This window comes from Ancylobacter sonchi, assembly GCF_018390695.1.
Lineage (GTDB): Bacteria > Pseudomonadota > Alphaproteobacteria > Rhizobiales > Xanthobacteraceae > Ancylobacter > Ancylobacter sonchi.
In genome coordinates, this window is the sequence record NZ_JAHBGF010000046.1 from 180,759 (window position 1) to 194,884 (window position 14,126).

Below are 14,126 nucleotides of genomic sequence, written 5' to 3' on the forward strand. Positions count from 1 at the left end.
GGGGCGGTGGGCAGGGGAGCGACCGGCGGCCGGCGAAGGTGCGTGCTTGCCGCTGCGCCCGATGGCGCTAAAAAGGCGGGAGTGGCGCGGCCATGGGGCGCCGCGCGATTCGGCCGGAGGAGAAGCGATGCTCAAGGAATTCCGGGAATTTGCCATCAAGGGCAATGTCGTCGACCTCGCCATCGGCGTGATCATCGGCGCCGCCTTCGGCCAGATCGTCACCTCGGTGGTGTCCGACCTGTTCATGCCGATCGTCGGCGCCATCTTCGGCGGCCTCGACTTCTCCAACTACTTCGTCGGCCTGTCGTCCAACGTCACCGCCAACTCGCTGGAGGCGGCGCGCCAGCAGGGCGCGGTGTTCGCCTATGGCCACTTCCTCACCGTGGTGATCAACTTCATGATCATTGCCTGGATCCTGTTCCTGGTGGTGAAGGGCATCAACAAGCTGCGCCGCAAGGCGGCCGACACCCCGCCGCCGCCGGCGCCGCCGACCAAGGAAGAAGTGCTGCTCGGCGAGATCCGCGACATCCTCGCCAAGAAGGCGTGAGGCGGCGCCCGGCTGGGCAGCCCCCGACAGGACGCCAGCGCCCGCCCACCCCGGCAGTGGCCGTCGGCGGGCGGATGTCGATCTTCGGCCTTGCTGCCGCGCCTGTGGGCGTGCCGGTCGAGAGTAGATCGCCGGGGCTGGTCGCGGGCCGGGTGCCCGGCCTGGTGGCCGCGGTCGCGGTGTTCGGCACGATGCTCGCCGCCTGCCGTTCAAGGCTGCCCGGGACCAGGAGGGCGCGGTGCCACGCGTCCCGCCGTGGCGCCCGGCGGCGCCCGATGTGGCGCGCCACCGATGGATGCGCGAGCGGAGTGCCTGCCGCGCCGCGCCGACAGCGAGGGATCGGAACGTTTCCGTTTGACTGTTCCGGGCCTTTGCCGATGTGGGCCCGGGCGAGGGACGCTGGTATCGTTGCCGGCCTCCCCTAGGCAATCGCGTTGGCGCTGTGCTAGCCAGCAGCCCATGGGTTGCGTGGCAGGAACGACATGACGCGGCGAGTGCTTGTGACCGGCGGTGCCGGCTTCATCGGATCGGCAGTGGTGCGCCGCCTCGTGCGCGCCGGCTGGGAGGTGCTGAATGTCGACAAGCTCACCTATGCCGGCAACCTCGCCTCGCTGAACGAGATCGACAACAGCCCGAATTACCGCTTCCTCAAGGCCGATATCGGCGATGGCGCGGCGATGCGCGAGGCGCTGGACACGTTCCGCCCCGATCTCGTGATGCATCTCGCCGCCGAATCCCATGTCGACCGCTCGATCGACGGGCCCGGCGACTTCATCCAGACCAATGTGGTCGGCACATTCACCCTGCTGCAGGAGGCGCTGCGCCACTGGCGGGGGCTGGACGCGGCGGCACAGAAGGCATTCCGCTTCCACCACATCTCCACCGACGAGGTGTATGGCTCGCTCGGCGAGGACGGGCTGTTCCGCGAGGACACGCCCTACCAGCCCAATTCGCCCTATTCCGCCTCCAAGGCGGCGTCGGACCATCTGGTGCGCGCCTGGTTCCACACCTATGGCCTGCCGGTGGTGATGTCGAACTGCTCGAACAATTACGGGCCGTACCATTTCCCCGAGAAGCTGATCCCGCTCACCATCCTCAACGCGCTGGAGGGCAAGCCTCTGCCGGTCTACGGCCGCGGCGAGAACGTGCGCGACTGGCTCTATGTCGACGACCACGCGGCGGCGCTGGAGCTGATCGCCACCACCGGGCGGCTCGGCGAGAGCTACAATGTCGGCGGCAATAATGAGCGCCGCAACATCGAGGTGGTGCGCACCATCTGTGCCATCATGGACCGGCTGGTGCCCGACGCCGCGCTCGGCGCGCGAGAGGGGCTGATCACCTTCGTCACCGACCGGCCGGGGCACGACGCGCGCTACGCCATCGACGCGGGCAAGCTGAAGAACGAGCTCGGCTGGGTGCCGTCCGAGACCTTCGAGAGCGGCATCGAGAAGACGGTGCGCTGGTATCTCGACAATGCCGCCTGGTGGGAGCCGTTGAAGGCGCGCTACGACCGCGCCCGCCTCGGCGCGAAGGGCTAGCGGACCGCCAGAGCAATTCCGGCGAACTCCGGTTCACCAGAATTGCTTTAAGCCTTTGTTGTTACGCATTTTCTTCACGCGAACCGATACCCACTTCGCTCGAAAATGCTCTAGCGACGCCGCGCCAGCCACACGGTGTGGCCGCCGCATTCCGGGTCCTCCGCCCGGTGGGCGACGAGGTCGAAGCCGGCGGCGTCGAGCCGCGCGCGATACTCCGCCGGATCGAGGCTGGCATGGTAGAGCGGCTCGCCCTCCAGCGTGCCGATCGCCTCGCCCTCCGCCGGCCCTGAGGTGAACATCAGCGGCGCACCCGGGGCGGCGTGATCGGCGAAGACTTGGAACATGCCGCGCTGCGGCTCCGGCGACAGGTGGAAGAAGCTGTCCCAGGCGACCACCCCGCCGAAGGTTCGGCCGAGCGCGAGTGCGCGCATGTCGGCGACCACGGCATCGGCTTGGGCGGCAGGCAGGTTGCGGCGGAACAGCGCGATCATTTCCGGCGAGCTGTCGATGCCGGTGACGCGGTAGCCGTGCGCGACGAGGTGGCCGGCAATGGGCAGGCCGGGGCCGCAGCCGATGTCGAGAACCCCGGCCCCCGGCACCAGCAGCGCCCGGAAGCGGGCAAGCCAGGCCTCCTCCATCGGCCGGGCGCCCGGCGGCGTCGCGGTGCGCGCGCCGGCCCAGGCCTGCGCATGGCGGCGATAGAGATCGACGATCCGGTCGGCGGGCGAGGCATGATCGGCGGGTGCGGGCATCGGCGCGCTACCCGCTCCCACCGGCGCCTGTCCGATCGGTGCGCGGCGCGCGCGGGCCGGCCGGATCGCGCGCCGGCAGGGCATAGAGATTGTCGCGGCGCAGATTCGGACTGTAATACGGGTCGACATGGCGCGCCGGCGCCCATAATTCCGCGAAACGCGCCCACTCGGCCCGCCGCTTCTCCGAGATCGGCGCCTCGGGATTGTCCCGCCGCGAGGCGGATTCGTAGTGGATCAGCCGCGCGAAGGGGGTGAACACCACTTCGAAGCCGGCACCGCGCGCGCGCAGGCACAGGTCGATGTCGTTGCAGTCCTCGGCGAAGCGCTCGGCGTCGAGCGGGCCGGCCGCCGCCAGGCAGGCGCGGGTGACGAGCAGACAGGCGCCGGTGACGGCCGAGAGGTTCTGCCGCATGGCGAGCCGGCCGCGATAGCCGCCGGCCCGTGCATCCGCCCCGACGAACCAGTGGCTGCCGGCTCCCTCGCGCATCCCGACGATGAAGCCGGCATGCTGCACGTCGCCGGAGGGATAGAGCAGCTTGGCACCGACGATACCCGTGCCGGGCAGCGCGGCGAGGGACACCATCTCGCCGAGCCATCCGGCCTCGATGATCTCCATGTCGTTGTTGAGCAGCAGGATCATCGCGCCGGACGCGGCATCGATTCCGGCGTTGCAGATGCGGGCGAAATTGAAGTCGCCGCCGTCGCTGACGATCTTGGTCGCCGGCCACAGCGCGGCGATCTCGTCGAACAGCGCGAAGGTTTCCGGCTCGCGCGAGCCGTTGTCGACGATGACGATCTCGAAGGCCCGGTAGGCGGTGAGCGCGATCAGGCTCTTCAGCGTGGTGGAGAGCAGCTCGGCACGGTCGCGGGTCGGCACGACGATGGAAACCAGCGGCGCCGGCTCGGGAACGGCGAAGCCGGTGCGCAGCTGCAACCGGGCGCCGGCCGGCTCGATCGGCGCGGTCTCGACGGGAAGACCCAGCCGGGCGGCAAGGGCGTCACGGGCGAGGGCGGCCTCGGCGGGGACGAAGCCGTCGGCGTCGCGCGCGGGACCCTCATAGGCGATGCGCGGCAGGTGCAGGATGCGCGACGGCGCGACCGCCTCGATCCGGCGCAGCAGCAGATCGTGCAGCGCCGCGCCGCCGAGTTCGGGCCGCAGGCCGAGGGCCCGCGCGTCAGGAGCCGGCAGGGCGACGAGGTGGCCCATATAGTTGCCGCCGATCTGCAGATGTCGATTGAAGGCCGGCTTGAAGGCGGCGCCGGCCGGGCGGCCCGCCTCGTCGCGGAAGCCCTCGTCGGTGTAAGCGAGGGCGCAGTCGGGCTTGCCGGCGAAGGCGGCGCGGATCATCGCCACCGCGTCGCGGGTCGGCTCGCCGGCGAGGTCGAGCGGCACCAGCAGGCCGTCGCCGCTGGCGGCGATGGCGGCGGCGAGCCCTGCGGCGGGCTCGCCCGGCGCGTCGACAAGGACGGCTCCCAGCCCGGCGAGGACCGCGCCCTCGCTCGCCCGCCGCGCCGGCGGTACCGCGAGGATCCAGGAGAAATGGCGATCGGTCTGGGCGGCGAGCGCCGCCGCCACGGCCTTCAGCCGGGCCGGCGGCAGGTCCCCGGCGGCGCTGGCGAAGATGACGGGCGGCGCCGCGGCCGGCGGGACGTTGCCGTCGAAATCCCCGACATGGCGGGCATGGTAGCGTCGATAGTCGGGACGGTTGAACAGATCTGCGGCGGGCGAGGTCCATACCGCCCGCTTCAACTGCGTGCGCAGCCGGCGCAGCGCCTCGCGCGGCGCCGCCACCTTGTGGCACAGGGCCTGCCAGCGCAGCGCGAAGCGGGAGAGCGGATACCAGCCGAGGCGGGCGGCGGGCGCGCCCTGTTCCCCCGCATGGCGCAGGACCAGCGCCGCGGTGCCGCGCGGCAACCGCACGGCGAAGGGACGCTCCGCGACCTGCGGCCAGTGATCGAGCGTCCGGCCGGCGGCATCCTCGAACGACAGGCTGGCGTCGGGTGCCGCCTCGGCCAGCAGCACCAGCGGGCGTGGGCCGCCGCGTGCGAGCAGACGCAGCAGCAGCGGCAGGCGGAAGCGCAGGGCGCCGGGACCATGCGGCGTCGCCGTGAGCCGGAAAGGCGGAATTCGGCCGGTGGTCATGGGCACGGACATCGCATGGGTTGGGACGTCGCGCCCGATCGGCCGGCGCGGCTGAGGCGCAGCCTCTCGACTGGCGCGCCTCACGACCGGCTTACGCGACCCGGGCCCGCTTCACAATGGAAACGATCCAGAGCAGGAAGCGCTCCAGAGAGGCGACCCGCAAGCACCGCGCCGTTCGGCTGCCCCCAATGGCCCACATGCGGAGTTGCGCGGCCGACGTGCCTGCGGCCGGGATGACGAGGCGCCGTGTCGGAGAGCGCCACCGTCCATCACCACCGCCGATGGGTCGTCGCACAGCTTTTGATGAACGCGACGGCATCGGCCGGCTATGCTAGGAGCGTCGTCGAACCAGCCGGGAACTCCTCATGTCGACCGCTACCAGTCCTTTCGTGCCGCGTCCCTCGCTTCTCGACTTCGTGCGTCCGCAGGCGCTGTCGCTGCCGGAAAGCGGCATCGTCGAGGTGTTCAACTACGGGCGCACCCGCGAGGGGCTGATCCCGCTCTGGGCCGGCGAGGGCGACCTGCCGACCCCGGCCTTCATCAGCGAGGCCGCGACCCGTTCGCTCGCCGCCGGCGAGACCTTCTACACCTGGCAGCGCGGCATTCCCGACCTGCGCGCCGCCATCGCCCGCTACATGACCGGGCTCTACGGCATCGCCGAGGACCCGGAACGCTATTTCGTCACCGGCTCCGGCATGCACTCCATCCAGATCGCGCTGGCGCTCACCGTCGGGGCCGACGAGGAGGTGATCATTCCCTCGCCGGAATGGCCCAACGCGGCGGCGGCGGCCCAGGCGGCCGGCGCGCGGCCGGTCTTCGTGCCGCTCGACTTCGATCCGGCGGATGGCTTCTCGCTCGACCTCGGCCGGCTGGAGGACGCGGTGAGCCCCCGCACCCGTGCCATCTTCATCAACTCGCCAGCCAACCCGACCGGCTTCGTCGCCTCCCACGATGTGCTGCGCGGCGTGCTCGACATCGCCCGCCGCCACGGGCTGTGGATCATCGCCGACGAGATCTATGGCCGCTTCTACTACGAGGCCGGCGAGGGCGGGCGCGCGCCGTCCTTCCACGACGTGATGGAGCCGGAAGACCGCATCCTGTTCCTGCAGACCTTCTCGAAGAACTGGGCGATGACCGGCTGGCGCATGGGCTGGCTGGAGGCGCATCCCTCACTGGGCGACGTCATCGAGAACCTGATCCAGTACACCAATTCCGGCGTCGCGGCCTTCATGCAGCGCGGCGGCGTGGCGGCGCTGGAGCGCGGCGAGAGCTTCGTCGCCCACCAGATCGAGCGGGCGCGGCGCGGGCGCGACATCGTCGCCGACGGGCTGCTGCCCACCAACCGGGTGCGGCTCGCCCGCCCACCGGGGGCGTTCTACGCCTTCTTCGGCGTCGAGGGCGAGACCGACATGCGGGCGCTGGCACTGAAGCTGGTCGACGAGGCCAATATCGGCCTCGCGCCGGGCACTGCCTTCGGGCCGGGCGGCGAGGACTTCATCCGCCTGTGCTTCGCCCGTGGCGAGGCGCAGCTGACCGAGGCGACCCGCCGCCTCGCGGACTGGCTGACGCGCTGAACCGGCGGTACTGGCCACAGGTAACTGGCGACGCCGCCGGCTTTGCATTACCCATGAACCCATGGGGACGATGACGCGCGGCAATTAACGTGCGGCGTGCGTCGCGCCGGGCCGGGGGGCGGACAGTGGACGAGACGGGCGAGCGCTTCATTCCGGGAACCGCCGGCAGCATCGCCGTCGAGCACCAGCACCGCTACGCCTTCGCCGCCGGGCTGGTCGCCGACGCCGTCGTGCTCGACGTCGCCTGCGGCGAGGGCTATGGCGCGGCGTTTCTTGCCGGCAGCGCCGCGCGGGTGGTAGGCGTTGACCTCGATGCCGACGCCGTCGCCCATGCCGCCCGCGCCTATGGCGGCATCGACAACCTGTCCTTCGAGGCCGGGGACGTCGGCGGGCTGCCCTTCGCTGACGCCAGCTTCGACGCGGTGGTGAGCTTCGAGACCATCGAGCATGTCGGCGATCCGCGCGCGGCGCTCGCCGAGCTCAGGCGGGTGCTGAAGCCCGGCGGCCTGCTGGTCGTCTCCACGCCGGACCGCGAGGTCTATACCGACCTCCTCAACAACCGGAACCAGTTCCACCTCGCCGAGCTGTCGGCGGCCGAGTTCGACGGCGCGCTGCGGCAGCACTTCGCCCATGTCGCGCTGTGCGGGCAGGCGGTCGGCCTCGCCTCGGTGATCGCGCCTGCCGGCGCGGCCCCGGTGGCCGGGCCGGACCTCTGGTGGCTGCACGGGCGCGCGCCGGGCCGGGCGCCGCTGCCCCCGGCGCGGCCGGTGTTCCTGGTCGCGCTGTGCTCCGACGCGCCGCTGGAGGCCGTGTCCGCCTCGGTGCTGGTCGATGGCGGTGGCAGCGGCACCGGCGCCCTCGCCGCGCTGGAGGCGCGCGGCAACGAACTCGCGGGAACGCTCGACGCGGTACGCCGGCAGGCGAGCGAGGATTATGACGGTCTCGTCCGGCAGGTCGCGGCCTTGCAGGCGGACGCCGTCGAGCGGGACAGGCTGCTGGCCGGCAATGACCGGACCCTGCGCGAGCAACTGCGCATCCTCGATGAGCGCCAGGCGCTGATCCAGGTGCAGGCGGCGCAGCTTGCCGAGCAGCGCGCGGCGCATCTCGCGCAGGAGCGGCGGCTCGCCGACAAGGATCGGGCGCAGGCCCGCGAGATCGACCAGCTGACGCGCGACGTCGAGGCCGCGCGCGCCGATGGGCTGACACAGGCGCAGGCGAACCACCGGCGGGAGCTGGCCGCGTGGGAGCAGGAAGGCCGCGCGCGGTCCGAGGCGGTGGAGCGCGAGGGCGCGGAACGGCTCGCGGCGGTGCGCTCGATGGTCGCGCAGACCGAGCAGCTGGTTCTCGCCTTTGGCGAGGTCCGCGACGAGCAAGCGCGCGCGCTGGGGATCCGCCCGAAGACGTTGCGCCAGCGCCTCGTGCAGTGCGTACCGTCGAGCCTGCGCAGGCTGCTGCGGCTGAACGGCCGGAGCGGGCGCGAGCGGCGGGCCGGCGCGGCGGCGCAGGCCGCAGCTCTGCGGGGGGCGGTGCTGCTGCAGCAGTGCCTCGACCAGCAGCGCGATATTCGCGAGCTGCTTGCGGCGCCGTTCGCCGCAGCGAGCGCGCCGGTGGAGGCCGTCGCGGCCCCGGTGGAGCCGGCGGTGGAACAGGTCGCGGAGTCGCTCGTCGAGCCATCCCTGGAGGCGCCTGTCGTAGAGGCATTCGACGAGGCGCCGACGCGCGTGCCCGATCCGCAGCAGGACGACATCCGGCTGCTGGAGGCCAGCGCGCTGTTCGACCGGCTCTGGTACGCCGAGGCCTATGCGGTCGAGCCGCACGAGGCCGCGCGGCACTATCTCGACAGCGGATTCCGCAATGGCTGGAATCCGAGCCCGCTGTTCAGCACCGACGATTATTTCCGTCGCAACAGGGACGTGTCGCTCGACCACAACCCGCTGGTGCACTATCTGCGCCACGGCATGCGCGAGGCGCGCGCGCTGCATGCGGCGGAGGGGCTGGCGGTGTCGCTGGCCGACCGCTTCTGGCGCTACGGCCTGCGCGGCATGCCGGACGCGGGCGCCACGCGGTCGCGCGACTGACGCGCCTCGCCGTCCGTCTCGCGACCGGGATGGCCGCGTGACGTCCGCCCCGCTCAGCGGCCACGGAACGAACGGGCGACCTGGTCGGTGAGCGGCTTCACCAGATAGGACAATACGCTGCGGTCGCCGGTCTTGATGAAGGCCTCGAGCTGCATGCCGGGCATCAGCCTGACGCCGTCGAGCCGGGCCAGCTCGGCCGGCGACAGCGTGATGCGGACCGAATAGAAGCCCTCGCCGCCATTCTCCGTCGGCGGCACGATGTCCGGCGAGATGCGGCCGACCGTGCCAGCAAGCTCCGGGGTCTCCCACTGCGCCATCGCCGACAGGCGCACCACGGCCGGCTGGCCGACCGCCAGCTGGTCGATGAAGGGTGGCGCCACCCGCGCCTCTGCCTCCAGCTGGTCGTTGTTCGGCACCACCAGCATGATCGGCTCGCCCGGCCCGACCACCCCGCCAATGGTGTGCGCCGCCATCTGGTGGATCACGCCGTCCTGCGGCGCGCGGATCTCCACGCGGCTGAGCTGGTCGCGCGCGGTGACGATGCGCTCGCGGGTTTCCGACAGCTTGGCGCGAAGGTCGGCGAGCTCGGTGGCGACCTCGCTGCGCATGTCCTGGTCGATCTGCAGGATCTGCAGCTGGGTCTCGACGATGCGGCCCCTGGTCTGGGCGATGTTGGCGATCAGCAGGCCCTTCTCGCCCTCCAGCCGAGCGCCGTCGCGCTCCAGCGCGGTGACCCGCTGGATGGAGACGAGGTTGTCGCTCCACAGCTGGCGCACGCTCTTCAGCTCGGTACCGATGAACTCGATTTCCCGCGTCTTGGAGGTGAGCTGGAATTCGAGGCCGTGGATCTCCTCCTTGAGCTGGGCGATGCGTTCCTCCAGCTGCGCCTTGCGCCCGTCGCGCAGGAAGCGGCGGGTGTCGAACAGCTTCTTCTCGCCGGCAAGGATGCGCGCGACATCGGGGTCCTCGGCACGGGCCAGCAGGTCCTCGTCGAACACCAGCTCGGCGGCGCCGTCGCGCTCGGCCTCGTTGCGGGCCTGTCGGGCCTCGAACTCGTCGAGGTTGTTGGAGAGGATGGCGAGATTGGCCTCGGCCACCGTCTTGTCGAGGCGCAGCAGCACGTCGCCGGCATGGACGCTGTCGCCTTCCTTGACCAGCAGCTCGCCGACGATGCCGCCGGTCGGATGCTGCACCTTCTTGAGGCTGGACGAGACGACGATCTGCCCCGGCGCGATGACGGCACCGGAAATCTGCGTCGCCACCGCCCAGCCGCCAATGCCGAACACCACGACGACCACCAGCAGGAGGCCGAGCGCGAGGTGGCGGCGGATCGAGCGGTGCGGGTTCGCGTAGGTCGGGTCCGTCACGGCAGCGACCCCTCGAAGTCGCCGCGCGGGTGCTCCTCCGCCTCGGGAAGCGCCCGTGCCGGCGCCAGCGGCTTCTCGCCGCGCGCGCCCATAACGACGACATCGGCGCCGCCGGCGGGCACCGGCGCGGCGGAGGACTGCGCCAGCTTGCGCAGCACCTGCTCCTTGGGGCCGAAGGCGCGGACGCGGCCCTCATGCAGCACCAGCAGCCTGTCGATGCTGGCCAGCGCGCTGTGCCGGTGCGCGACGATGACGACGATGCCGCCGCGCGCCCGCACGCCGGCCACCGCCTGGTTCAGCGCCACCTCGCCATCGGCGTCGAGATTGGAGTTCGGCTCGTCGAGCACCACCAGGAACGGCGCGCCGAACAGCGCCCGCGCCAGAGCGATGCGCTGGCGCTGGCCGGCCGACAGCGCGGTGCCGTTCTCGCCGATCGGTGTCTCGTAGCCCTCCGCCAGCCGCAGGACGAGCTGGTGCACGCCGGCCGCCTCGGCGGCGGCGATGATCGCCGCCGGGTCGGGCGAAGGATGGAAGCGGGCGATGTTCTGCGCCACCGTGCCGGCGAACAGCTCGACGTCCTGCGGCAGATAGCCGATGGCGGCGCCGAGTTCCTCCGAGCGCCACTGCTCGAAAGCGGCGCCATCCAAACGCACCTTGCCTCGCGCCGGCTGCCACACCCCGACCAGCGCCCGGACGAGGCTGGACTTTCCCGAGCCGGACGGCCCGACGATGCCGAGGCACTGGCCGGCCTCCAGCGAAAAGCCGACCTCCTGCACCACCAGCTTGCGGCTGCCCGGCGGCGCGACGGAGATCGTCTCCACCGCCAGCGCCTTGTGCGGCCTCGGCAGGGCGATCGGCTCGCCATCGGCGGGAAACGCCTTCAGCAGATCGCCGAGCCGCTTCCAGCCCTGCCGCGCGGCGACGAAGCCCTTCCAGTGGGCGATGGCGAGCTCCACCGGCGCCAGCGTCCGCGCGCTGAGGATCGAGGCGGCGATCATGATGCCGGCGCTGGCCTCGCCGCGGATCACCAGCACGGCGCCGACGGCGAGCACGGCGGATTGCAGGGCGAGGCGCAGGCCCTTGGAGAGCGAGCCGAGGCCGTTGCCGATATCGGCGGCGCGCTGCTGCTCGCGGGTGTAGCGCCGGTTGGCCGCCGCCCAGACCGCGCCGAAGCGCTCGGTCATCGCCATGGCGGCGAGCACCTCGGCGTTGCGGCGCCCGACTTCCGACAGCGCATTGCGCTGGGTCATCTCGATCATCGCCTGCCGCACCGGGTGCCGGGTCAGCGTCTCGGTGAGGACGGTGAAGCCGATGAGGATGAGGCAGCCGATCAGCGCGGTGACGCCGATGAGCGGATGGAACAGGAAGCAGATGGCGAGGTAGAGCGGCATCCACGGTATGTCGAACAGCGCGGTCGGCCCGAGGCCGGAGAGGAAGCCGCGCAGCTGGTCGAGATCGCGCATCGGTTGCAGCCCGTCGCCGGACGGCACCAGCCGCAGCGGGGCGCGCACCACGGCGCCATAGACGCGCGCGCCGATGCCCTCATCGAGCGCGAGCCCGATGCGCGACAGGATGCGCAGGCGCACGATGTCGAGCGCCACCTGGAAACCGTAGAGCCCGGCGGCGAGGATGGAGATAGCGACCAAGGTGGGGATGCTGCGGCTGGGCAGCACGCGGTCATAGACCTCCAGCATGAAGATCGAGCCGGTGAGGTAGAGGATGTTGATGACGCCGGTCATCAGCCCGATACCGATAAAGGCGGAACGGCAGGCCCGCATCGCCTGGGCGAGTTCGGAAATCATCGCGCTTCGGTCCCGGACATGCGCCGGACCACCAAAGCCGCTGGTTGCGGCCGGTCGTGTCCGAATGCGCCCCTCGCTTGCAATCCCGGGTCATGATGCCCGCAGGCGGGGGCGGAAGCTATCGGTTTCTCGACGCTTCCGCCGTCGTCGAGCTGTAGCCGGGCGGTATTAAGCTGCCGGCTGACATTGCGGCACCGTCAGGCGAGGACTTTGTTGACGGGGGACGACTTCAATTTAGAGTGGCAGTAAATATGGCGTCGGCGGTGGAATACGTTGCTGTCCGGCAGGCAGGCGCGGGAGGGCGGGGTATGGCGGGTGCGGGTACGACGACGGTAGCGGCGACGGGTGATGATTATCTCGATGGCCTGATCGACGGCGTCAAATGGGCGGGGCCGACGACCTTCAGCTTGGGTGTCTCCGTCTATCAGCGAGCCTCCATTGGGGCGACGTTTCTTGGCAACTTTATCGATTGGGCTGGTGACGGGGACATTTATTGGTCGCTGAAGCTGTATGGAGGCGTAACGTCTCTCATCAATCTCGACCTGACGCGCGAAGCGCCGACCTCCTACGACAACTGGGGGGATCCGAGATACTCCAATAACGGAGACATCCGGACCAGCAACGGCAGCCTAGGCGAAGTAGTGTATAGCGCCGACTCTCCCGCGGCAGGAACGGGAGCGGACATTGTATTCAACAGTGATCTCAACAATACCGCCCAAGATCTGCGCCATCCCGGCCTCGGCAATTACGCGTTCCTCATCGACTTGCAGGCGATCGGTCACGCGCTCGGACTGAAGTCGGCCAGCGAGGCCGGCGGGGTCGCCGATGTCGCGGTGCCGGCGGACAAGGATTCGCTCGAATACACGGTGATGAGCGAGCGCTCCTATGTCGGCGGGCCGAAGGGGGACGGTGCCTACACGACCGGCGAGTGGGACAATCCGCAGACCTTCATGGCGCTCGACATTCAGGCGCTGCAAAAGCTTTACGGTGCCGATTATACCACCAATGCCACCAACACGACCTACACGTGGGACCCTTCCACCGGCGCGATGTCGGTGAACAAGGTAAAGCAGGGAGTTCCCGGTGAGTATCTTGGGATAGATAAAAACGGATATATCAACCCGCTCTTCGCGACCAACGCGAACAAGATCTTCCTGACCATCTGGGACGGCGGCGGCAACGACACCTACGACTTCTCGAACTACACCGACAACATGACGATCGACCTGTCGCCGGGCGGCGCGAGCCTGTTCTCGCAGGCGCAGCGTGCCTCGCTCGGCGACGGCGTCTATGCGCAGGGCAACGTCTACAATTCCTATCTGTACAACGACAATCCGCGCTCGCTGATCGAGAACGCCATCGGTGGCAGCGGCAACGACACGCTGCTCGGCAACATCACCAACAACGTGCTGAACGGTAATGCCGGCGCCGACACCATGGTCGGCCTCGCCGGCAATGACAGCTACGTCGTCGACAATCTCGGCGATGTCGTCGTCGAGGCGACGGGCGAGGGGACGGATCTCGTCTATGTCCGGGTAAGCAGCTATGTGCTGCCGGCAAATGTCGAGAACGCCAAGGCCGAGGAAGGCTTCGGCAACATCGATGTCTGGGGCAATGGGCTTGCCAATACCATGTCGGGCAATGCGGCCAACAACGTGCTGCACGGCGGGGCGGGCGCCGATACGCTGTACGGCCTCGCCGGCAACGACCACCTCGACGGCGGTGCCGGGCCGGACGCGATGCTCGGCGGGCTCGGCAACGACACCTACATCGTCGACAGCTATTCCGACGTGGTCTACGAGGCACCGGGCGAGGGTGTGTCCGACACGCTGTGGACCTCGGTGAACCGCGGCCTCGACGCCGACTTCGAGAACATCGTGCTGTTCGGCACGGCGACAGACGCCGGCGGCAACGACAAGAAGAACATCGTTGCCGGCAACGAACTGAACAACAACCTCTATGGCGGCGGCAATGTCGACAGCCTCTACGGCCATGACGGCAATGACCGGCTGTTCGGCGAGGACGGCAACGACTACATGACCGGCGGCAAGGGTACCGACGCCTATTATGGCGGGGCGGGCTATGACTACGCGATCCTGGAGAAGGGCGGCGGGGTCGACTATTTCGTCGACTGGAACGTGACGCGCGACCGCGTGGTGTTCGACAGCGCCATCTTCTCCTCGATCGGCGCGGCGATGAACGCGGCGTTCCAGAACGGCACCGACGTGGTGATCTGGGACGGGCATGACGGCATCGTGCTGCAGAACGCCAAGCTTGCCGACCTCACCACGAGCAACTTCCTGTTCACCTGAGGCACAGAGGGCT

General features: G+C 69.9%; 9 protein-coding genes. 5 read left to right on the forward strand and 4 right to left on the reverse strand.

Annotated features, from left to right (window positions below; all coding sequences use genetic code 11):
- Positions 1 to 127 precede the first annotated feature (127 nt).
- Positions 128 to 547 (forward strand): large conductance mechanosensitive channel protein MscL, encoded by a 420-nt coding sequence (gene mscL, locus KHC28_RS25070; protein ID WP_214011100.1) that lies wholly within the window; start codon positions 128 to 130, stop codon positions 545 to 547.
- A gap of 482 nt (positions 548 to 1,029) precedes the next feature.
- Complete coding sequence (rfbB, locus tag KHC28_RS25075; RefSeq protein WP_214011101.1) at positions 1,030 to 2,085, forward strand: dTDP-glucose 4,6-dehydratase; 1,056 nt, start codon at positions 1,030 to 1,032, stop codon at positions 2,083 to 2,085.
- Positions 2,086 to 2,195: 110 nt separating this feature from the next.
- On the opposite strand, the gene KHC28_RS25080 is transcribed toward rfbB, so the two are convergent.
- Both KHC28_RS25080 and KHC28_RS25085 read right to left on the reverse strand, forming a co-directional pair.
- Positions 2,196 to 2,837 (reverse strand): class I SAM-dependent DNA methyltransferase, encoded by a 642-nt coding sequence (locus tag KHC28_RS25080; protein WP_214011102.1) that lies wholly within the window; start codon positions 2,835 to 2,837, stop codon positions 2,196 to 2,198.
- Between the two features lie 7 nt (positions 2,838 to 2,844).
- On the reverse strand, positions 2,845 to 4,980 hold the full coding sequence (locus KHC28_RS25085) for a glycosyltransferase family 2 protein (protein WP_214011103.1): 2,136 nt from the start codon (positions 4,978 to 4,980) through the stop codon (positions 2,845 to 2,847).
- 365 nt (positions 4,981 to 5,345) lie between these two features.
- Here KHC28_RS25085 and KHC28_RS25090 point away from each other — a divergent pair, with 365 nt between their 5' ends.
- Together KHC28_RS25090 and KHC28_RS25095 are read left to right on the forward strand one after the other, a co-directional pair.
- Positions 5,346 to 6,554, forward strand: a complete 1,209-nt coding sequence (locus KHC28_RS25090) for a pyridoxal phosphate-dependent aminotransferase (RefSeq protein ID WP_214011104.1) — start codon at positions 5,346 to 5,348, stop codon at positions 6,552 to 6,554.
- A gap of 125 nt (positions 6,555 to 6,679) precedes the next feature.
- Positions 6,680 to 8,632, forward strand: coding sequence for a methyltransferase domain-containing protein (locus KHC28_RS25095; RefSeq protein WP_214011105.1), 1,953 nt, complete (start codon positions 6,680 to 6,682; stop codon positions 8,630 to 8,632).
- Between the two features lie 53 nt (positions 8,633 to 8,685).
- Here KHC28_RS25095 and KHC28_RS25100 read toward each other — a convergent pair whose 3' ends face one another.
- Both KHC28_RS25100 and KHC28_RS25105 read right to left on the reverse strand, forming a co-directional pair.
- On the reverse strand, positions 8,686 to 9,999 hold the full coding sequence (locus tag KHC28_RS25100) for an HlyD family type I secretion periplasmic adaptor subunit (RefSeq protein WP_214011106.1): 1,314 nt from the start codon (positions 9,997 to 9,999) through the stop codon (positions 8,686 to 8,688).
- A complete protein-coding gene (locus KHC28_RS25105; protein WP_214011107.1) occupies positions 9,996 to 11,801 on the reverse strand; it encodes a type I secretion system permease/ATPase in 1,806 nt (601 codons plus the stop codon). The genes KHC28_RS25100 and KHC28_RS25105 overlap by 4 nt, the downstream gene beginning before the upstream one ends.
- Positions 11,802 to 12,109: 308 nt before the next feature.
- On the opposite strand from KHC28_RS25105, the gene KHC28_RS25110 reads away from it, so the two are divergent.
- Positions 12,110 to 14,113 carry a M10 family metallopeptidase C-terminal domain-containing protein gene (locus tag KHC28_RS25110; protein ID WP_214011108.1) on the forward strand — a complete coding sequence of 668 codons (2,004 nt, stop codon included), beginning with the start codon at positions 12,110 to 12,112 and terminating at the stop codon, positions 14,111 to 14,113.
- Positions 14,114 to 14,126: the final 13 nt, after the last annotated feature.

Bases quoted from the DNA above. Each gene is read 5' to 3' on its own strand.
- mscL (WP_214011100.1), top strand. From the start codon at position 128: ATGCTCAAGGAATTCCGGGAATTTGCCATCAAGGGCAATGTCGTCGAC.
- rfbB (WP_214011101.1), top strand. From the start codon at position 1,030: ATGACGCGGCGAGTGCTTGTGACCGGCGGTGCCGGCTTCATCGGATCG.
- KHC28_RS25080 (WP_214011102.1), bottom strand. From the start codon at position 2,837: ATGCCCGCACCCGCCGATCATGCCTCGCCCGCCGACCGGATCGTCGAT.
- KHC28_RS25085 (WP_214011103.1), bottom strand. From the start codon at position 4,980: ATGACCACCGGCCGAATTCCGCCTTTCCGGCTCACGGCGACGCCGCAT.
- KHC28_RS25090 (WP_214011104.1), top strand. From the start codon at position 5,346: ATGTCGACCGCTACCAGTCCTTTCGTGCCGCGTCCCTCGCTTCTCGAC.
- KHC28_RS25105 (WP_214011107.1), bottom strand. From the start codon at position 11,801: ATGATTTCCGAACTCGCCCAGGCGATGCGGGCCTGCCGTTCCGCCTTT.
- KHC28_RS25110 (WP_214011108.1), top strand. From the start codon at position 12,110: ATGGCGGGTGCGGGTACGACGACGGTAGCGGCGACGGGTGATGATTAT.